The organism is Chitinophaga sp. sic0106 (assembly GCF_019219075.1).
Lineage (GTDB): Bacteria > Bacteroidota > Bacteroidia > Chitinophagales > Chitinophagaceae > Chitinophaga.
Window position 1 is genome coordinate 1 of the sequence record NZ_JAHUWJ010000002.1, and the last position, 20,332, is coordinate 20,332.

General features: G+C 45.2%; 22 protein-coding genes. 20 read left to right on the top strand and 2 right to left on the bottom strand.

Going from position 1 to position 20,332, the window contains the following annotated elements; translation table 11 throughout:
* Positions 1–341: 341 nt before the first annotated feature.
* Together KW844_RS02835 and KW844_RS02840 are read right to left on the bottom strand one after the other, a co-directional pair.
* Positions 342–518 (bottom strand): hypothetical protein, encoded by a 177-nt coding sequence (locus KW844_RS02835; RefSeq protein ID WP_218375203.1) that lies wholly within the window; start codon positions 516–518, stop codon positions 342–344.
* A 23-nt stretch (positions 519–541) separates the two neighbouring features.
* Complete coding sequence (locus tag KW844_RS02840) at positions 542–1,324, bottom strand: XRE family transcriptional regulator (protein WP_218375204.1); 783 nt, start codon at positions 1,322–1,324, stop codon at positions 542–544.
* Positions 1,325–1,466: 142 nt separating this feature from the next.
* Between KW844_RS02840 and KW844_RS02845 the strand changes: the two genes are divergently transcribed.
* The 20 genes from KW844_RS02845 to KW844_RS02940 all read left to right on the top strand — a co-directional run bounded on the left by KW844_RS02845 (position 1,467) and on the right by KW844_RS02940 (position 20,323).
* Positions 1,467–1,700, top strand: a complete 234-nt coding sequence (locus tag KW844_RS02845; RefSeq protein WP_218375205.1) for a hypothetical protein — start codon at positions 1,467–1,469, stop codon at positions 1,698–1,700.
* A gap of 614 nt (positions 1,701–2,314) precedes the next feature.
* Entirely contained in the window at positions 2,315–2,620 is a 306-nt protein-coding gene (locus tag KW844_RS02850) for a hypothetical protein (protein WP_218375206.1), read from the top strand.
* Between the two features lie 387 nt (positions 2,621–3,007).
* On the top strand, positions 3,008–3,631 hold the full coding sequence (locus KW844_RS02855; RefSeq protein ID WP_218375207.1) for a hypothetical protein: 624 nt from the start codon (positions 3,008–3,010) through the stop codon (positions 3,629–3,631).
* Between the two features lie 52 nt (positions 3,632–3,683).
* The gene (locus KW844_RS02860; protein ID WP_218375208.1) at positions 3,684–5,855 is read left to right on the top strand and encodes a VapE domain-containing protein; all 2,172 of its coding nucleotides are present in this window, start codon (positions 3,684–3,686) and stop codon (positions 5,853–5,855) included.
* A gap of 11 nt (positions 5,856–5,866) precedes the next feature.
* Positions 5,867–6,316 (top strand): hypothetical protein, encoded by a 450-nt coding sequence (locus KW844_RS02865; RefSeq protein ID WP_218375209.1) that lies wholly within the window; start codon positions 5,867–5,869, stop codon positions 6,314–6,316.
* Positions 6,317–6,843: 527 nt separating this feature from the next.
* Positions 6,844–7,527: a hypothetical protein gene (locus tag KW844_RS02870; protein WP_218375210.1), complete on the top strand. Its 684-nt coding sequence runs from the start codon at positions 6,844–6,846 to the stop codon at positions 7,525–7,527.
* A gap of 236 nt (positions 7,528–7,763) precedes the next feature.
* A complete protein-coding gene (locus KW844_RS02875; RefSeq protein ID WP_218375211.1) occupies positions 7,764–8,408 on the top strand; it encodes a hypothetical protein in 645 nt (214 codons plus the stop codon).
* Entirely contained in the window at positions 8,408–10,285 is a 1,878-nt protein-coding gene (locus tag KW844_RS02880; protein WP_218375212.1) for a phage terminase large subunit family protein, read from the top strand. The genes KW844_RS02875 and KW844_RS02880 overlap by 1 nt, the downstream gene beginning before the upstream one ends.
* A 348-nt stretch (positions 10,286–10,633) precedes the next feature.
* Positions 10,634–10,840 (top strand): phage head-tail joining protein, encoded by a 207-nt coding sequence (locus KW844_RS02885; protein ID WP_218375213.1) that lies wholly within the window; start codon positions 10,634–10,636, stop codon positions 10,838–10,840.
* A 3-nt stretch (positions 10,841–10,843) separates the two neighbouring features.
* A complete protein-coding gene (locus KW844_RS02890; RefSeq protein WP_218375214.1) occupies positions 10,844–12,352 on the top strand; it encodes a phage portal protein in 1,509 nt (502 codons plus the stop codon).
* A 114-nt stretch (positions 12,353–12,466) separates the two neighbouring features.
* Positions 12,467–14,434 (top strand): prohead protease/major capsid protein fusion protein, encoded by a 1,968-nt coding sequence (locus KW844_RS02895; RefSeq protein WP_218375215.1) that lies wholly within the window; start codon positions 12,467–12,469, stop codon positions 14,432–14,434.
* 70 nt (positions 14,435–14,504) lie between these two features.
* Positions 14,505–14,828 (top strand): DUF2190 family protein, encoded by a 324-nt coding sequence (locus KW844_RS02900; protein ID WP_218375216.1) that lies wholly within the window; start codon positions 14,505–14,507, stop codon positions 14,826–14,828.
* 1 nt (position 14,829) lies between these two features.
* On the top strand, positions 14,830–15,165 hold the full coding sequence (locus KW844_RS02905; RefSeq protein ID WP_218375217.1) for a hypothetical protein: 336 nt from the start codon (positions 14,830–14,832) through the stop codon (positions 15,163–15,165).
* 4 nt (positions 15,166–15,169) lie between these two features.
* Entirely contained in the window at positions 15,170–15,649 is a 480-nt protein-coding gene (locus KW844_RS02910) for a Gp37 family protein (protein WP_218375218.1), read from the top strand.
* Positions 15,650–15,651: 2 nt separating this feature from the next.
* Positions 15,652–15,855, top strand: coding sequence for a hypothetical protein (locus KW844_RS02915; protein WP_218375219.1), 204 nt, complete (start codon positions 15,652–15,654; stop codon positions 15,853–15,855).
* A 7-nt stretch (positions 15,856–15,862) separates the two neighbouring features.
* On the top strand, positions 15,863–17,284 hold the full coding sequence (locus tag KW844_RS02920; RefSeq protein ID WP_218375220.1) for a phage tail sheath subtilisin-like domain-containing protein: 1,422 nt from the start codon (positions 15,863–15,865) through the stop codon (positions 17,282–17,284).
* A 5-nt stretch (positions 17,285–17,289) separates the two neighbouring features.
* Positions 17,290–17,814 (top strand): phage major tail tube protein, encoded by a 525-nt coding sequence (locus KW844_RS02925; protein ID WP_218375221.1) that lies wholly within the window; start codon positions 17,290–17,292, stop codon positions 17,812–17,814.
* Positions 17,815–17,887: 73 nt separating this feature from the next.
* Positions 17,888–18,328: a hypothetical protein gene (locus tag KW844_RS02930; protein ID WP_218375222.1), complete on the top strand. Its 441-nt coding sequence runs from the start codon at positions 17,888–17,890 to the stop codon at positions 18,326–18,328.
* Between the two features lie 11 nt (positions 18,329–18,339).
* On the top strand, positions 18,340–18,492 hold the full coding sequence (locus KW844_RS02935) for a hypothetical protein (RefSeq protein WP_218375223.1): 153 nt from the start codon (positions 18,340–18,342) through the stop codon (positions 18,490–18,492).
* Positions 18,485–20,323 (top strand): hypothetical protein, encoded by a 1,839-nt coding sequence (locus KW844_RS02940; RefSeq protein WP_218375224.1) that lies wholly within the window; start codon positions 18,485–18,487, stop codon positions 20,321–20,323. The genes KW844_RS02935 and KW844_RS02940 overlap by 8 nt, the downstream gene beginning before the upstream one ends.
* Positions 20,324–20,332 lie beyond the last annotated feature (9 nt).

A 20,332-nucleotide genomic window follows, 5' to 3' on the forward strand; every position in this document is an offset into this window, starting at 1 on the left:
CCGCCAGCTTCCTTCAGATTCGCAGTCGCCCGCGACACCCTTGCTATTGGCTAACCCTTCCTACTACAAAGTGGGTTCGGGACTTGCACCCTATAGCAGATCGCCATGCCTGGCGCACACAAAAAAGGGTTGAAACCTTGCGATTTCAACCCTTTGTGCGAAGGAGGAGATTTCGCACACCATTACTTTGAATATATTAATATATTGGCTATTAATACTTTGCACATGCGTCAAATAATTAATAATATATGCGTTTTCGGAAAATTGTTACCTTTTTTGTTACCTGTAAAAAACTATAAATTTCAGGCTGTGAGCCGGTTTAAACCCCTGTAAAGATATTTTTATCTAAAACAGCCGACAAAATAAAGTATCACTAAAATGATTATGAATATTGCACAACCCGCCCCCATTGCTTTGTTACCTCCCTTACTCATACCTTCACCCACACCCTGCAGTCTATCTCCTATGTTTTGGAGTTTTTCTCCAATGTCGTGTTTGCTATTTTCTGGTTGTTTCATATGAATTTGTTAGATATTGGGAATCAGTATCCTTTCACTACCCCCTTTACCTTATACACCGCCCGGATATTCTTTTTGGGCATAGGGGTTGTCGGCACACTCTTGTTGTAAGGCACGAGGTTAATCCAGTCCTCTTTTTCGTGTGGATGCACATACTTTACAGTTTCCATTCCATCATGCGTAACTACAAGATAAATGTCCCCATAGATCAAGCTGTCAAGGGTTTGCAGCTCTTTGCAAATCACATAATCGCCGTTACGGATTTCAGGATACATACTGTCGCCACTCACACGGGCGCCGAATTTACAGTCCTTGAAGCCTGGTATCGGTAAGTAGTATGCTGGTTCTGTTATTTTTTCATCTCGGATCAACGAGAGAATGCCAGCATTCACATCGGTATCATACATAGGAACCCCGCGCCAAAAAATGTCTGGCTCCACTTCTTGACTATTCTTTTGGTCCTCTAACTCTGGCACAAGGCCAGGGGTCTCTATTAATTCCTTTTTTATTATATCGAGCTGCTGGAAAAGAAGTTCCTTATATTCTATTTGATCCCGATACGGAGAGCCAGGTGGAAATACTTCACCATTCCCAGTCTTTATATATTCAATATCAACACCATATTTGGAGCAGAATGAAGTCAGAAATTTATCCGTTATAGGTATTTTACCTTTTACGATTTCCGAAATAGTTCCTTGCCGTTTGTATCCTAAGTCAGTTGCGATATCACCCTGATTTTTGATAATATCAAGCTTCTTTAAAAAACCTATTGCAATTTTTAGTCTTAGTAGTTCTTTGGTAATCATATGTATATATATACCAGTAAAATAAATTTACTATTATCGTAAAAAATATATCGTTTTTACGAAAAACGTAATTATTATTGCATTGTCAACAAATTTACGAAAACTCCCAACAAGTAAACAATGTGGGAAATACGCATTTCTTATGGCAAGTGAAATCACGCAGGAAAAACGTCTTGAAATTAAGCAGCTTTTTAAGGAAGTAAAGGTTTCTCAAATATGTGCGGAGCTGGGTATAAAGCGCTGGAGAGTGTATGCAGCACTGAATAATGAGGCTAGGAACCCTCAATGTTTGGAGGACCTACTTAGAGTCATCGCTGTAGCGCGTGTTAAGTCAGAGGAAACAAATTCAGTTATTCAAGTAATTAATAATTCTTAAAACTTTGACTAAAAATTGGTTACAAGTAAAAGTTAAAGTTTTGTTAAGAGTTGAAAAAAAACTGCTTCAACTGATATATAGATATGGAAGCAGAAGCAACTCCTTCCCTTTGAATTGGATGGTTTTGAACCAGTTAATATGACACACCAGGAACTCATAGATATTGAATCAACATTTTTGGCGCTCCGCAAAATCGCCGATCAGGGTCTGTTGAAGGTAGAGCAATTGAAAATTGCTCTACCTAAACAACCCCGGAAAAGAAGGCCTCCGAAGGTTAAGTATACATCCCTTATACTGTCTGGCGGCCGTGCAACAAAGCGTAACATCAGTGGTTGATTATGGTATTCAATCACCATAAAAAATTGATGTTATGTATGTCGCTTACAAAAGGGGGGAGGACCCCGCACCAAAGAAGGTAACGAGAAAAAAAACTGCGAAACAGTTACATGAGGAACAGGTACAGGAAATGGCTGAGTATCTGATGGAGAAGTGGCGGCGCCGGGATAGACTGAAGGCTATGAAGAAATATGGTCTACCTGGTAAATCATAGAATTAAAAAGGCCCAGTGCTGGAACACTGAGCCATCATAATAAATACTAAAACAAAACAAATTTATGGAAAGCTACAATCTTATCAAAATTGAAAAGACTCCGGGAATGATTATTCAGGTGACCCCAGTTCTGGAAAAGAGGGTACACTTCTTAGCGTTCGTTGAATCGAAGGATGACAACAAAGTTTTAATACTACCTATTACCGCCGCTGAAATTTTCAATGGGGAGGTGGTATTGCCACAGAAGGATAGCCCCCGTTGGCTGGATATTCACGCTATAAAGTATAACGGAGATGCCTATGACTGTATCGATAGTATGATTGATTCCTGCAACGCTGAAAGTGGCAACTGTCAAGTAAATGTTGCTTAACCTTTCTTCCCGATTGTGCAGGATAACCCTGCCACATCATTCAGCCCTATGAACCCGGATTATCAACTTTCAATTTCTGCACAATGATTAACTGGATTTTTAATAAGCCATTGTATATAATCGTAACCGCTGATGACAATCAGTCCCCATTGATATTCACAGATAATCGGATTTGTCGGGGGGCATATGACAAGGCGGAGCCACTTCAGGCATATACGAAGAAAGTGGCAAAATGCTTAATAGAAGCTTATCGCCAGAGGTGTAAGGCAGATGGAAAAACGCCTATTGACTGCCATCTTATTCCCCTTTCTATTCCAGATACCTATATGCGCCGGCCGTTATCTGATGTGATTTCAAACGGTAATTGTTCATCTGAAAAAAATAACAATGAAGCCTAATTTTCACGAGTTCCCGGAATCTGTGCAGGATCTTTTTGCACCGGTATTTTTTATGATAGCCTGTAAGGCGCCCGGCGAAGATCGCTGGCAACCACAAGTGTGGTATCCACCATTTACAGATGATAAGGGTATGCACATCGGAGGGTACTTATCTGATCCCGACATTTCCTGTGATCCGCAGGCCTATGACCCATATGAGATATATGACCATTCTACTGCTATGCAGCATATAGCGACAGATGCATTGAGTAGAGGAATAGAAAACGAGCGCGAAGGAGCTACCGATACTCCTTGTCGTTTGTATCGACTTATTCCTGTCTATACTGGGTTTGAGAAGAAGAAGGATCAACAAGTGATGATCTTTATGAAATGGTATCCCAATATTGGTGATCCTATTTTTTCAGACCATTGGGAGCCACGACTCTGTATTGAGGGGTGGGCAGATGATGGGGCTGAAGATTGGATTCCATTACGTTTGGTTGATCATACTTCCATGAAGATACCTCTGTTTTCACCGGAGCGTGCTGTCCAACTGATTGAACTGCAAAAAATGCGGGAGATTGCCTGTGGGCTGGGTGCTTTCGAGTATTATACCGCTGCCATTGGAGAGTAAGTCAGTATTAGTTTCCGCATTTTGAATTTGAAGTTAAAGGAAAGTCAGACACATGGGAGTAGCCACCATTAGTATATATGATAGCATTAAGCAAACCCAAAATGGTAAAGATATACCTGTCGATATCTTCCTGCAGTATGTGCAGGATGGCAGATGGCAGGATGAGGTGCTGGCCGTGCGAAATGCTAAGTCAGAGGAAGCGCATAAACAGTTAAAAGAAGCGCTCCCTTATGCAACCATATCAGGTAAATTCGTGGAGCGGAAAAATAGTGGGTTAGAGCAGCATTCGGGTTTTCTATGTATCGACATAGATGATGTTGATGACCCCAATGAATTGAAATCTATTATCTGTCCCGATAAATATGTGTATGCAGCCTTTGTATCAGTATCAGGTAAAGGATTGGCGGTACTGGTAAAGATCAGTCCGGACAAACATACTGAGGCATTTGCCGGTTTGCAAGAGTATTTTTTTACACAGTATCAGCAGGTAATAGATCCATCTTGTAAAGATGTAAGTCGTGCGAGGTTTGTAAGCTGGGACCCACATCTTTACAGCAATCCTTACTCTACAAAATTTACTACCTACCCGAAGAAGCAGTCTGCTGCTGCCGCAAATGTTACAAAGGTAATCTATGTGAAGTCCGATTTTGATGCCATCATCAACGAAATAAACGGTCGGGGGCAGGATATAACCGGTGATTATCACACCTGGTTACGTATAGGTTTCGCTTTAGCGGATCATTTCGGTGAGGGAGGCAGGGATTACTTTCATGCGGTAAGCCAGCACCATCCCTCTTATAATGCCGCCTTATGCGACAGGCAGTACAGTAAATGCGTGCGGGCAGGGAAATCAGGGATTACAATTGCTACCTTCTATTACCATGTGAAGCAGGCAGGTATCCCTACCTATTCAGATCGTACTCGGAAGATTGCTCAGGCTGCAGGTAATCTTAAAAAGTCGGGAATATCGGCCCAGCAAATACAGAATACACTGGAGCAGTTTGATGATATACCAAAGGAGGAGTCGGCCCCCATCATTGAACAGGTGCTTGCTGGGGGCCAGGTCGATAACGAAGCCTCCCTGGTTCAACAGGTTGAGGACCACCTGCGGTACCATTATGACTTTCGTAGGAATGTCATTACGAGACATATCGAAATTAACGGCCGGCAGCTGGAGGACAGGGATGTAAATACAGTGTGGAAGGAGACAGCAAAAGTATTCCCCAAGGCTCCCAAAGGGATGATACAGGATATTATATCATCTGATTTTACTAGGGATTATAATCCATTTACCGATTTCTTCACGAATCACTCACGCATTAGGCCAAACGGGGTTATTGATAAATATTTCAATTGTATACAGAGTGACACTGGTATCGAAGCCGGCGCCGCATTTTTCCCGGACTTCCCGCTGTACTTCGGTAAGCGGTGGCTTGTTGGCATGATCAGCTCCATCCATGGGCAACACTCACCGTTGATGCTCGTATTGACCGGTGCGCAGAATTGCGGGAAAACGGAATTTTTCCGCCGCTTACTACCAGCGGAGCTAATGCCATACTTCGCCGAATCAAAGATGGATGCAGGTAAAGACGATGATATTTTGATGTGTAAGAAGATGATCATTTTCGATGATGAGATGAGCGGGAAGAGCAAAAAGGAGGAGGCGAAAATGAAGTCTATCCTATCCCGGCAGGAGGTCACAGCCAGGGAACCATATGGACGCGCCAGTGTTACTATGCGCCGTATCTGTACTTTTTGCGGCACCACCAATAACAAAGAGATTCTCCGAGATCCTACCGGCAATCGGCGTATCATACCCATAAACGTTGAAGCAATTGATTTTACGGCTATCGACAATGTTGACCGTGTCGAATTGTTGATGGAGGCATACTGGTTGTGGAAAGATGGGTTTAAATGGGAGTTATCCAGTAAGGATGTGGAGTTGCTGAATAAAAACACTACTACGTTTGAAAATTATAGCACCGAGTATGAACTTCTGGTGTCTCATTTTGAACACTTAACCGTAGAGTATCACGCCAGTGGTATTTACATGACGTATGCAGATATCCAGTCACACCTGGAACGATACACCGGCATCCGGATCAGCAGGGAGCAGCTACAGAAGGAAACCATCCGCCTGGGCTGGACCACCCGCCAAAAGTGGATAAATGGTAAAAACGCAAAACGCTTCTATTTGCTACAGCTTAAATCAGTCACTATTTAAAAGTTAATAATATGATCGATCACAAAAAACATGCTCATCAAGTTTTATTTCAGGACCGAATCCATAAGGCTATACAGGCTTATATCCCGTCATTGTCTTTTGACGACCGGCAAACCCTGTTGAATTTTATAAGTCAGCTGCTGGATGATCAGAGGCTTATCTGTGGCGATGTTATCGGTTGTACCGAGGGAAGTTTGCGCGAGTATAACGCAGTAATTAACGCACCTACCCCGCTGCGTATGTTTGAGGGGAATGATTTTTTCAGGTGCCTGGAAGTCGATCCTACGCAGGTAGTTGATAAGGCATATACCAAGGTCCGCGACTTCAGAGGCAAGGAGTGGGAAATCCTGTCCTTCTTAAAATGGGCAAACGAACCGAGTGAATCTTCCGTGGGCTTAGCCAGTGCCATTTTGGCTACCAGCATAGCATCAGGAAACCCTAACGATCATAACCCCGCCTAACCGGTGGGCGGTTAGGCCGTTAGGCCAGTACAGTAGCCTATCCTAACCGTTACTAACTCACCTAACCAATAAAATATAATAAATGCACAGGTATGGACACAATGCTATTACATATACACGCACCGCGCACATATACGCATATTATACTACAAGGTTTTACAGTTTTTTACGGTTAGGCGGTTAGGTCGCGCAAATATGCCACCATAGCGGGTTATCGCCTAACGATCATAACCCCGCCTAACCGGTGGATAAAAAATTTATACAATAAAATTCACTCGACATATACACAGCGTAGTGAAGTCTTAACTTGATAGGTGGATTAAATTTAAACGTCATGTCAAGCTCTAAGAATGTTTACGAGGTTATGCTGATGGTGGTCGAGAACAGAGAGACCGGCGAGTTTTCAGCGTTTTTTGCCACAAACCCGATGGTTATCGGGAGAGGGAAAGGACCTAATGAAGCTATAGAGGATTTGGTAGCCACCAATATCCCCCCAATAGCTTCCAGCCGGGAAAAGAAAGTACGACATGATAAGAGTATCAGTAAGAAATGCAGTCAGAACCCTCCGTCAAGCAGAGGAACAACTGGGCGCCAGGAAGATGAACCAGGCGGTAAGCAGGTCGCTTAATGAGGCGATCCTTCAGGGACGAACTCAGTCCCGTGCATCAGTTAAGGCTCTGTATAATATCCCTCAAAGATATCTGGGTGCGGTGAATGTAGTGAAGGCCACCAGTATAACACTGACGGCTAAACTGTATGCTTCTACTACCCCTATTCCGATGGACGCTTTTTCTCCTAAGTTCCAGACGGCCACCAAATCTTTTACCATCAGCAGGCGGGGTGAACAGAAGTCACGTAGCAGACAACGTGCCCGGAAAACCCCTACTGCTGGTGTAAGCATCGAAGTGCATAAAGGTAAGCGGGAAGTTATTCCTTTCGCCTTTATGATCGATGGAGGTAAGCCTCGTGTATTTGCTCGTGGTGAATATCGTGCAGGTACATCGCACGGGTTCATGCAGCGCAATAAGAGAGTGAATAAAGACGGCTCAGATATTCCTGTAAAGCCTTTACTGTCTGTTACCGTTCATGCTGCAGTAGTAAATAGACGGGCAATGCAACACGTCCAGCAGAAAGTCAACACAGTGTTCCCGCTGTCCGTACAAAGGAATGTATCCCACTTACTATCACAGATTAACTCTCCAACATCATGACACCAGATATACAGCCATTCACGGTGCGCTATATGGACGCCATGCATCGCAGTTTTTTTTCCGGGTATCATCGGGGGCCCACCGTTTTTGAGTGTATCCCCTACCCGGTAGGGTACCCCCACCCCCAGGGGCGGCTTGGGTCCTCCGGCAGGGGGTAAGCAATGCGGCTACCCGGAGCCGCAAAAAATCGCTAGTTATGAGTTTTTTATAAGTACGCAGTACGCAGTGCGCATAATATGGGAAAAGAAGAATGTTATATATCAATAAGGGCGTTTGCCACACAGATAGGCGTTACCGAGGGCGCAGTACGTAAGGCTGCCAGCACCGGTAAGCTGGAGGGTGCATACGATCCCAATGCTAAGAAAATCAACCCGACCCTGGCTTTTCAATCGGTATGGGCACAGAAGCAATTGCAGGGGAAGCATAAGCCGGGAGTCAACCGGGCTTCCGTAATCACCAAGTCAGTAAACTCCGAAGCGGGTACTCTTACGGTGCTATCACCTGTTGTGGATAGTCCTGTGCCGGCAGCTGATATACTTACGGATGATGATATAACAGATCTTGAGGAATTGTTTGCTATCCGGATAACGCCTGAGATGCAACCCAGTGAAGCCATGAGGCTGCGAGAGGTTGTGGGACTGGCAAAAGACAGGATGGCACTCGCAAAGGAAAGTGGCGCATTGGTTAGCCGTGATAAGGTAGAAAGAACACTCTACGCTTACGCGAACGAGCTAAAGAAGGCACTTCAAAACCTGCCGCAGCGTGTTGTTCGGGATATTATGACTTCTGATACTGAAGTTGAAGGTATAAACATCCTGACTGATGCACTCAACCAGGTATTAACAGAATATGCAACATTCAAAACCATTGAAGTAAAATAATGGAGGCTGAAGTATTGGATTTGACGGTTATACGGGGTTTTCAGGATGGCCTGATGCCAGATCCCAGCATGACAGTATCGGAATGGTCCGATGAACGCCGGCTGCTTCCGGAAACGTCTGCCGAGCCAGGTAGATGGAAAACAAGCCGGACGCCTTACACACGGGAGATTATGGATAAGCTGTCCATTAAAGACCCCGCGCAGAAGGTTGTAGTTAAAAAGGGATCACAGGTAGGCTTTACTGAGGTTGGTAATAACTGGGTTGGCTATACGATTGATATGGCACCTGCCGCCTTTCTCTATATTATGCCTACAGATGCCATGATGAAAAAGACGGCGAAACAGCGCATAGAAAAAATGATTGAGGCTACACCCTCATTACGTTCCAAAATAGCCAAAACAAGGGCGAAGGATAGCAGCAATACCCTATTGTATAAGGAGTTTAATGGGGGCTTCATTACAATGGTGGGCGCAAACTCTCCTGTTGGATTATCATCTACTCCTATCAGGTTTGTGTATGGTGATGAAATCGACCGGTACCCCGAAAGCGTAGGGGATGAAGGGTCGGCAGTGGATCTTGCCGATACCAGAACATCCACCTACGGAAGCCGGAGGAAAGTATTTCTAACCAGCACTCCAACCCGTAAAGGTAGCAGCCAGATTGATATTGAGTTTGAAAAGACTGGGCAGCGATATTACAATGTACCATGCCCGTTGTGTGGTGTTCTCCAGGTTCTCCAGTTCGAGCAGCTTAGGTATTCACCTGGGAAATACCGGGATGTTAAGTATGAATGCCCACATTGTAATGGCCAGTTCGAGGAACGGCATAAAACAAAGATGCTGAATGCTGGTATTTGGATGCCATTGGCCCCTGAAAAAGAGGATGGCTATACGTTTGGCTATCACCTAAGCGCCATGTATTCACCACATGGGATGTATTCCTGGGCAAAAATGGCTCAGGATTACGAGGATGCCAAGGGTAGTACAGCCAAAACGATTGTATTCACCAATACTAAGCTGGGCGAGTGTTATGATCCAGCAAAGGGCGAAAAGCCCTCATGGGAGCTTATCTACGAACGCGCTGAGGATTATAAAGCAAATACGCCGTTTCCTTCCGTAGTATTCATTACCGCTGGTGTTGACGTTCAGGCTGACCGGCTGGAAATCGAGATAGTTGGATGGATGCCTGGGCGCCGTAGCCAGAGTTTGGACTACATTGTCATTACTGGCAATACGGCTCATGATGATGTTTGGACAGAACTGACTAAGCTACTTGCCAAAACGTGGATTCGTGAAGGGGATAATGCTATTCTGCCACTCAGAACTATGGCCGTAGATACCGGGTTCAACACCCAGCGTGTTTATAAGTTCGTTCAGCAGCATTCAACCGCCCGTGTGGTACCAATTAAAGGACGGGACAAGCTGAATATGATTTTTTCAGCTCCGAAATCCGTGGACCTGATAAAGGCCGGGAAGAAGGCCGGGAAGGTAAAGGTTTGGAACATCGGTGTTAACTTGATCAAAGAAGAGCTATATGGAGATCTGCACTTACAAATCAACCATGAAACAGGGGAGGTCCCGCCCGGTTACTGTCACTTCCCAAAAAGGGAAACCAGTTATTTCCGTGGCCTTACTGCTGAGGAGATGGTGCTTGTGACCAACAACCGGAATTTTGAAGGGTTCGAGTGGGTTAAAAAATATAAACGTAATGAACCACTGGATTGCCGCGTATATGCGCGTGCTGCGGCATCCATTGTAGGTGTAGATCGGTGGAGTGATGAACGCTGGACAAGGGAGGCATCGCCGGTGGATATTCATACAGTTACGCCACCGGTATCTCCTTCACAGAAAACAAAAAAATCTGACTTCTGGAAATAAAAAGCATATGAAAGAACATTGTAAAGCGCGGGGGAACACAATACCACCTGCATACAGAGAGCTTATTGTGGCTGTTATTTCAGCGGCATGTGAATACTATGGTATCACCAAGGACCAACTAATCAGCGAGAGGAGCCTTGCCCATGCCCGCCAGAAATGCTACTACATTATCATTAAATCGACCACCGGACTATACGATTATGATATTGGGAACTATTTCAATAAAGGCCGCACATCTGTCCAGTACGGTATTGCCCTTGTAGACTCACACAAGGTTTTTTATAGGCAAGTTTTAGGCGACCTAAATAATATCATAGCATTGGCTAATAACTTCGATAAAAAATACTCATGGGATTTACCATTGATCAATACAACCTCCTAGTGAACGCCATCGCACAAGGGGCGAAGCGTGTAAAGTATGCTGATAAAGAGGTAGAATATGCTTCTCTGGATGATATGCTTCGCCTGAAGTCTGCTATGGAAGTTGAACTGGGTATTAAAAAAGGCGGTATTAAGACGTCACTTGCAGCTTTTTCTAAAGGATTGAACAGATAGAACATGAAAAGAAATCTTGTTGATCGAGTATACGAATGGTTTTCTCCACAGGAGGCCATCCGCCGATATCATGCACGCGCAGTGCTTCATATGGTTGAAAAGAGGTACGATGAGACAGTAAAAAGGGAAAAACGTAGGTATGACGGCGCATCTAAGGGACGTCATTATAGTGACTGGCACTCTCCTAATCTGAGTGTTAACCAGGAGGTTATCGCTGCATTGGCAACATTGCGCGAACGTAGCCGTGATCTGTCGCGAAATAATGCCTATGCAATAAACGGGGTACGGATTCTGCGTAACAATGTTGCCGGTACAGGTATTATACCTACTCCTAAAGGTGGTACCAAACGGCAGATGAAAGCAATCAAGGAAGCGTGGGCTGCATGGGCAGATAAAACCAACTGTGACTATGATGACATGAATACCTTTTATGGTGTTCAGGCATTGGTTATGAAAACGGTAATCGAGAGCGGCGAATGCTTAATTCGTAGGGTCCGTGGAACCAGCAAGGACGCTGTGCCGCTGCGACTACAGGTATTGGAGGGTGATTTTATAGACTCGTCTTACCATACCGGAGTATGGGATACGGATGAAACTATCACCTTTTATGGTATAAAGCTCGACAGGCGTGGAAGGAAGCTGGGGTATTGGCTCCATAAGTACCACCCAAGTGAGGTAGGATCTGAGTCGGAGTTTGTACCTGCTTCCGATATTATTCATGTTTATGAAGTAGAACGTCCTGGACAGATACGTGGGGTCCCCTTTAGTTGCGGTGTTATGCTCCGGATGAAAGATTTGGATGATTATGAGTTTACAGAGCGTATACGTAGTAAAGTTGCTGCCGCATTTGCGGTATTTGTAAAGGAAGATGCAGCAGCAGAGGATACTACAGCTTCCACTGATGGATACGACCTGGAACGGATTGAGCCTGGCATGATTAAGAAGTTGCAGCCGGGACAGGAAATTCAGGTAGCGCAGCCTCCAACAACTCAGGGGTTCGGTGAGTTCGTCCGGAACAACTTACGTGGAATATCTGCCGGCTTTGGTACCTCATATGAGGCTTTGACAAACGATTATACCGGTGTTAATTTTAGCAGCGGTCGCATGGGTTCAATGGAATTTAATAGAAACATTGAACACCTGCAATATAATCTGATCATTCCTCGCTTTTGTGACAAGGTTTTCCCTTGGTTTATTGAGGCTTGTCAATTGAAAGGTGTCATACCTTACGAAGCAGTTATTACTGCTACCTGGACCCCGCCACGGCGCCAGATGATAGATCCGTATAAAGAAATACAGGCTCTTAAAGAAGGTATCCGCGCTGGACTGTACAGTTGGCAGGAAGTTTCCAGAATGTTAGGTAACGTTCCCGATGAATTAGCGGAGGAGTTATTGCAGGATAAGGATATGTGGGATAAGCTGGGGTTGAAGCCAACCAGTGATGCCCGGTTTGATTCAAATAGGCCACCAGATCCGGCAGAGCAAGAAATGCTAAAAGATGATAAGCCATAAACAAGGGCCTCCATTTCGGAGGCTTTTTTATTGCAGCCTAAAACTTGCCTAAAACTTGCCTATTCATATGCTTATTATCAAAATAGTTTTGGGCTATAATAATCATGACGACATATGCCCAATGAACAAAGCATAAATAGACAGTTGCCCCGCCTTGAAGGCCGTGCATTGTTCCGTCCTGACACTTATAACTCAGACGACAATACCATTGAAGTAGTATTTGCCACAGAAAACCCAGTACTGCGGGTTACCTGGGATGAAGACTACAACGAAGTGTTGCTTTGTCGTGAAGGAAATGTCCGGATGGAGCGCATTAATGCAGGTGCTCCAGTAGTTGACACGCATGGTACCTGGTCACTTCAGGATCAATTTGGGGTTGTTGAGAAGGCGTGGGTTGATACTGCTACCAATGAATGCAGAGCATTGATCCGACTTTCACAGCGTGATGAGTGGAAGGGTATTGTTCAGGATATCCTAACTGGCATTATCAGAAATATCTCGGTAGGATACCTGGTATACAGATATGAGGTTGATGATTCTGGCGATTCCGCTATACCTGTTTATCGTGCAACAGACTGGGAGCCCGTTGAGATCTCTTTCGCACCAGTACCTGCCGATTTCCGCAGTGGTACTCGCAGTGCATCTCAAAACACAACCAACCAAGTAACTATTATTCGTAAAAACTCAAATACAATGAGCAATGTAAGATACGGCGCTGATGCCGGTACTGAAAATCGCACAGATACCACTACTGCTGCACAAGCTCCTGCATCAGCAGCACCTGCAGCTCAAACAGTGAACGATGAACAAGTAAGAACGCTGGAGCGCACCCGCATCACAGAAATTACAAAGGCTGTGCGGGCCACAGGTCTGGCAGAATCTTTTGCGGATAAGCTGATCAGTGATGGTACTCCGCTGGATCAGGCGCGTGCGGCAATTATCGATGAAGCAGCGGCAAAAACACCTGTTGAACCTCGTTTCCAGACTGGTGTGCGCACTGGTGTTTCCGATGTTGAAAAAAGACAACAAGGCATGGAGGCAGCGATCATGCAACGCGCCGGTATTGTACCATCCGATAAGGTTGTTGATCCAGGTGAGTTTCGTGGTATGACTCTGTTAGACCTCGCAAAAGAATGCCTGAAGGACGCTGGTGTAGATACTCGCGGAATGAACCAGATGACCATCGCTCTCCGCGCTCTGGAAATGAAACGTAGTGGTGGGGGGCTTGCAACTGGTGATTTTTCATACGTTCTGGCTAACGTTTTGAACAAGTCACTCCGTGCTGCTTACGATCTGCAGGAGCGTACGTTCATTCCGTGGACACGTAAATCTACTGCTACCGATTTCAAACAGATGTTACGTGCCCAACTTAACGACATTAAGCTCAACCAGGTGCAGGAAGGTGGAGAATACACCTATGCCTCCCTGGGAGATAGCGGCGAAACATATAAGGTTGCTAAGTATGGTAAAATCATCAATATTAACTGGGAAGCAATCGTAAATGATGATCTGGGAGCATTTACCCGTATCCCGCAATTCCTTGCTGGGGCCGTTGCACAAATGCAGGCAGATGTTGTATATGGTATCCTCACCGGGTCCCACAAAATGTACGACAATAATGAGTTGTTTGATGCTACTAACCATAGCAACTACACAGCCACCGGTACCGCAATTGCGGTTAATAGCCTCGGCATAGGCCGTCAGGCCATGCGTAGCCAGAAATCTCCCGCAGGCAATGTCCTGAATATTGCTCCTAAATTCCTGATTGTTGGTGCTGAAAACGAGCAACTGGCGCTGCAATACACCTCTCAGCAATATGTTTCCGCAAAATCCAGCGACATCAACGTTTGGGCTGGCTTGTTACAACCTATTGTAGAAGGGCGCATCACCGGTAAGCAATGGTACCTCGGAGCAGATCCTAAGCTGGTGGATACTATCGAGTGGGCCGTGCTTGACGGTGAGGAAATTTTCACAGAAACCCGCTATGGTTTTGAGGTAGACTCACTCCAGTACAAAGTGCGAAGCGTATTTGGTGCGAAAGCAATTGACTGGCGTAGTCTCTATAAAAACGCTGGAGCATAAACACCTGCACCTGGTTTAAATCTATTTAATAAATGCCCCTGTTTAAAAGCAGGGGCCAAAAATACAGAGAATGAACACTTTAGTAAGTAAAGGTAACTGCATTGAGGTTGTCGCCCCATCTGGCGGTTATTCCAGCGGCCAACCCGTCCTGGTTGGCGCCCTGGTAGGGATCAGCGCTAATAAGTATGCACAAAATGAGATTGCAGTAATTAACCTGTCCGGCGCTTTTGTTGTCGCGAAAGCAGCTGAGGCATGGAATGCTGGTGATAAACTTTACTGGGATGCAACGAACAGCGTTTTCACTAAAACTGTTGGATCAAATACGTTTGCTGGTTACGCCTATTCTGCAGCGTTATCTGCTGCCGGCACTGGTATCATTCTTTTGAGGCAATAGCATGAACCTTTTTGATAACCTCCAGCAGCATACGCAAGCGGTCGTAACTCAGGTTATGGGCTATGACGCTTCATGGACACCGTTAATTGGTGGTGGTCCATTTACTGCCAGAGTTCTTATGAATAAACCTACACAGGAACAGGAGGTCGGGGATCAGAAGATCACCAGCGAGAGGATAGGCATGGAGTATTTTGCTGGTGATTTCCCTGGCCTTTATGAAAGCCTCGAAGACAGAGAGCCAGAAGTGATAATCATTAATGGCATCAGTTACCTGGCATCAATAGGTGAGAAAAAATTTGACGGCAAAACTATAAAGCTCTATCTGGAGCCTAAGTAACAACATGAACATTTATCCAATTCAACAAAGCATTGTAGCGCATTTACAGCAAAGTTTTGCTTCTGTTGGTGTGCCATTTCTTGCGAAGGATCTGCCGGAAAAGGAGGCAGATTTTGATCGTGGTGTATCGGTACCTAACGTTTACGTTATTTATTCAGGTAGTCAGGCTGATAAATCATCATCAACGAATACCATCGCCCAGAATAGGCGGCTACAGTTCAATGTTGAGGTTAATGCACGCAAATTGTACGGGACCACCGGTCTTTTCGTTGTTAGGGATATTGTGGAGCAGGCGCTTATTGGTTTTTTACCGACAAACTGTCAACGACTTTACCTTATCCGTGATGATATCAGTCAGACCGATGATAGAGATATATGGATTCACGTTTTTCAGATGGAGTGCGTCACCATGCTGATACAGAAAGAAGAAAACGAAGTTATTATCGTACCGTCCTTTCAGGAAATTATCGCAAAAGAGGAGTAACCATGAAAAGATTTAAATATAACGGATCACAGCCTCATAATTCGACTATTCATGTTGAAGAAGATGGCCGTAAGGTTAGGCAAGATATTCGGCTTTCACCAGGCGAGGAAGCAATGCTGCCTGGTGATCATCCGGTTATCATTGCGCTGGTAGATACCGGCCTCCTGACATTGGTGTCCGTTACAAAACCAACAACTACAAAATAACATAGCAATGGCAGCACAATATTTACATGGTGTAGAAACTATTGAAAGCGAGATCGGTGGACAGACGATCAGTGTGGTTAAGTCTTCCGTCATCGCTCTTGTTGGTATAGCGCCAACAGGACCATCCAACGTTTTAACCTTATGTACTACCCCTGCGGATGATGCGCAATTTGGTAAGGCGTTGCCAGGATTCAATATCCCCAAAACCCTACAAGTTATCCGCGCTATTGCCGGTAGTTCACCTGTTCTTGTGGTGAATGTTTTTAACCCAACTACTCATACCGTTGCTGTCACTGCGGAATCACAAACCGTTACAAATGGCAGGTTAAAACTTGCCTTTCCTCCCATCGGGACAGTGACTATTAAACTGAACGATGGCACTACCGATGCGCCTATAGTAAAGGATGTAGACTATACGCTGGATGAGTTCGGGAACTTCCAGGCAATCAGTACTAATATCGCAAATGCGACTACCTACAAGTTTACTTACAAAAAACTTGATGGTAGTACAGTAACGACTACAAACCTTATCGGAGCAGTCGATGTCAATAATAATCGTACCGGTATGGCCTTGTTTGATTTGGCCTACAATACCTTTGGATTTAAGCCGAAGGTGATGATCTCGCCAACATACAGCAGCCTGTCAGCAATTGCAGCAGCTTTTGCAGCAGCAGCCAACAAATTCAGAGCTATTTATATCCTGGATGCTCCTTACGGAACAACGCCATCCGCCGCGATAGCCGGGAGAGGTATTGCCGGAAGTCTGGTGTTTAATACCAGCGATCAAAGAGCCTTTTTGTTATATCCCTATATCAAAACTTTTGATGATTACCTGCAGGCAGATGCGGATTATCCGTATTCCGCATTCATGGCGGGTGTTATCATCAAAACAGATGCAGATCTGGGATACTGGTATTCTCCCTCAAATAAGCAGATCCCGAACGCAACCGGCAGCGAACGCACTATTGAATGGGCTATTAATGACGCGAACTGCGAGGCTAACCAATTGAATGCGGCGGGCATTACCACCGTTGCTGCCGGTTATGGGACGGGATTACGCACCTGGGGCAACCGAAATGCGGCATTCCCATCTTCTACTACGGTAAAGAATTTTGTTTCTATACGCAGAGCGGATGATATGGTTATCGAAACCATGGAGTTGGCCTCCATTGATTTCATTGATCAGCCGCTCAGTCAGGCACAGATTGATGCCATCAGAGAAGCCGGGAATACATTCATCCGCTCTTTGATCCAAAGAGGCGCGGTGTTACCTGGCAGTCGGGTGTTATACAATAAAGCTGACAATCCTGCTTCCGAACTTGCGGCAGGCCGTGTCACATTTGAACGTGTGTATATGTGCCCGCCCCCAATTGAGCGTATCACATATAAAGATGTGCTGGATATCAGTTTACTTAATCAATTCAATTAATAACAATGGCAGGTATTAATATCAATCGTCTGAGCAATGCCAGTGTTTACAGTAGCGGCAACTCCCTGTTAGGCAAGGTAGAGGAGATTCAGTTGCCAGCTGTAAAGGCGAAAGCAGTGGATGTAAAAGCCCTGGGCCTGATCATGGATGTGGAAGTGCCCAGTGGTTTTGAGAAAATGACCGGTAAAATGAAGTGGAATGCTGTTTATCCAGACCTCATTCAGGAGTTCGGCAGCCCATTTACTACCAAGCAAATACAGGTTCGCGGTAATCTGGAGGCATATGACAGTACAGGTAGAATTGGCGAATCATCTGTCGTTGCGTACCTCACTATTCGCTTCAAAGATGTGTTACCTGGCATCACATTGAAGATGAACGACAACCCTGAGCAGGAAAGTGAGTTTAGCTGCTCCTATTATCGATTGGAGATCGATGGTGTTCGTATGCTGGAGATTGATGCTTTTGCAAACATCTTTTTTGTTGCAGACCGTGATCAGCTTGCCCAATACCGTATTAACCTCGGCTACTAGTCAAAATCAGTAATCCTGTGGGGCTGGCTGTAACAATCAGTACAGCCCTTTTTTATTCATAAAAACAAATTGTATGAAGGAGAATCAACCACAAGAAAAGGTATATCCAACAACCCCTGATGACCAGGGCTTTTACTTTGCTTCTGCCGAGGATGAACTGGCTGGTAATAAAAAGCGGCGGTATCCTACATCGGTGGATGCTGATGGTTTTTTTATCGAATCCGATGAGGATGATGAACTGGGCATCCAGACCAAAGTTTATGACAACGCCAATCGTGTCAAAAGGGCTACCCTGCCTGTTTGCGGAAAGATAGCTGTTGTACGGGAGCTTCTGGCTAAGGATACAAAGGATATTGCCCGCTTCACCGACGGTGATGCTGAAAAATATCAAATTGCATCAGTCGTTGCATCCACAACGCTGGATAGTATGAAGCAACCTATTGACGTTATTGAGAATTTGAAGCTGAAAGACTATACCAGAATACTGGCGATGCATACTGCTTTAAATTTTTAGTCGGCCGTGATATGATCGCTTATACAGCATCATATTACGGCATTAGCCCGCTGGATGTGGAGAGCTGGCGGACATCCCAGGTAGCGGAATGGCACGACTCCGCGTGCAGGATTGAGGATGAAAAGGCCAAACAACAAAAAAAAGCGATGAACGCTGATGGATAGGAACATTAAAATAGCACTCATCTTATCCGCAGTAGACCGGGCGTCTGCTGTACTTGGCAGGGCATTTACCAATGCTGAAAAAAGAGCAAAAGCGTTTGAGAAGGCTGGTAAGACGATGAGCGAGGTCGGAGATAAGAGCCTTATCGGTGGCGCCGCTGTATCCGCTGGATTACTGGGGACACTGAAGGCTGCGGCAGATGTTGAACGCATGCAGGTCGCGCTACGCACATCGTTCAAGGGCAGTGCAGAGGAAGCAAACAAGGCTTTTAACATCATTAATCAATTCGCAGCAGCTACCCCATATGGTTTGGAGGAGGTAATGACCGGCTTCATAAAGCTGAAAAACATGGGCCTGGACCCCTCCCTGGAAGCGTTAACTGCCTATGGTAACACCGCATCTGCAATGGGTAAGTCGCTCAATGACATGGTGGAAGCAGTAGCTGATGCCGCGACAGGTGAGTTCGAGAGGTTAAAAGAATTTGGTATCAAAGCCAGTACTCAGGGGAATAAAGTTGTCTTTACATTTCAGGGAGTGAAGACAGTTGTTAGGAAGGAGGCTGCTGATATTGAGAAATACCTGAAAAAGGTCGGTGGGGTAAACTTCGCCGGCGGTATTGAGGCGCAAAGCAAAACACTATACGGACAGTGGAGTACTCTGGCTGATAATGCCCGTATGGTTACCGCTTCCCTGGGTAAATTGTTGATCCCGGCAGTAAACAATTTGTTTGCCCGGTTGGGGCCTGTATTGGATCGTATACAGCGGTGGATTGACGCCAATCCTGTACTTGCTACACAAATTATGACAGTTGCTTCAAAAGTTGCCATCGCCCTGTTGGCATTTGGTGGGGCAATGAAAGTGCTGGGGTTTGTAACAGGTAGTGTAGGTACCGCCTTTAAAGTAACTGCCAACACCATCAAAGGAGTGAACTGGTTGATCAAGAATGGCGGCAGTATTGCAGTGACAGCAGTCAAAGCATATGATAAAATAAAGTTTGCCGTTTTTGCTCTGCAGTATGCAATGAAGTTTACCATTATTCCTGCTTTGAGAAGGGTTAGTATTGCTTTTATACAATTTGGAGCAACATTGCTCGCTAACCCGATTACCTGGTATATTGCCGCTGCCGTTGCGCTTGGAGCAGCCGTGTATTTTATTATCAAAAATTGGGATAAGATATCTGCCTTTTTTTCCCGACTGTGGCAGAACGTAAAAAATGTGTTCTCCCGTTTCTGGGGATGGGCAAAATTTTATTTCCTAAACTTTACCCCTTATGGGTTGATCATAAAGCACTGGTCTAAAATTGTCGGCATGTTCTCCGGCGTATGGAATAGTGTGAAGAGTGTTTTTACTTCCACGTGGAACTGGATCGCCAACCTCGGTAGTAAGTTTTATGATGCTGGTAAAAACATCGTTATGAGTATAGCCAAAGGCATATGGGCCGTAGCAATGGCGCCAGTAAAAGGCATTGAATGGATAGTTAAAAAGATTCGTGCTCACCTGCCATTTTCTCCTGCAAAGGAAGGCCCCCTTCGGGATATACATAAAATTAAACTCGTTGAGACAATTGCCCAAAGCATGAATGCACGCCCACTACTGGATGCATGGCGAAATATCTCTGGGCGATTATTTGGTCAAATGAGTCAGCCAGCCCAGGGATATCCACGCGCCGGCGTTGTGGCGGCATCCGGTGGTGGTCCGACCTTCCATTTAACTGTCAACCTAACTGGTGGCGCGACTAAAAAGGACGCCGATAATATATTCGACTCCTTTAAAATGCAGGCTGATCGCTGGTGGAGGGATAAGCAAAACAGCGAAGGACGCAGATCTTTTTAAAAAGACTAT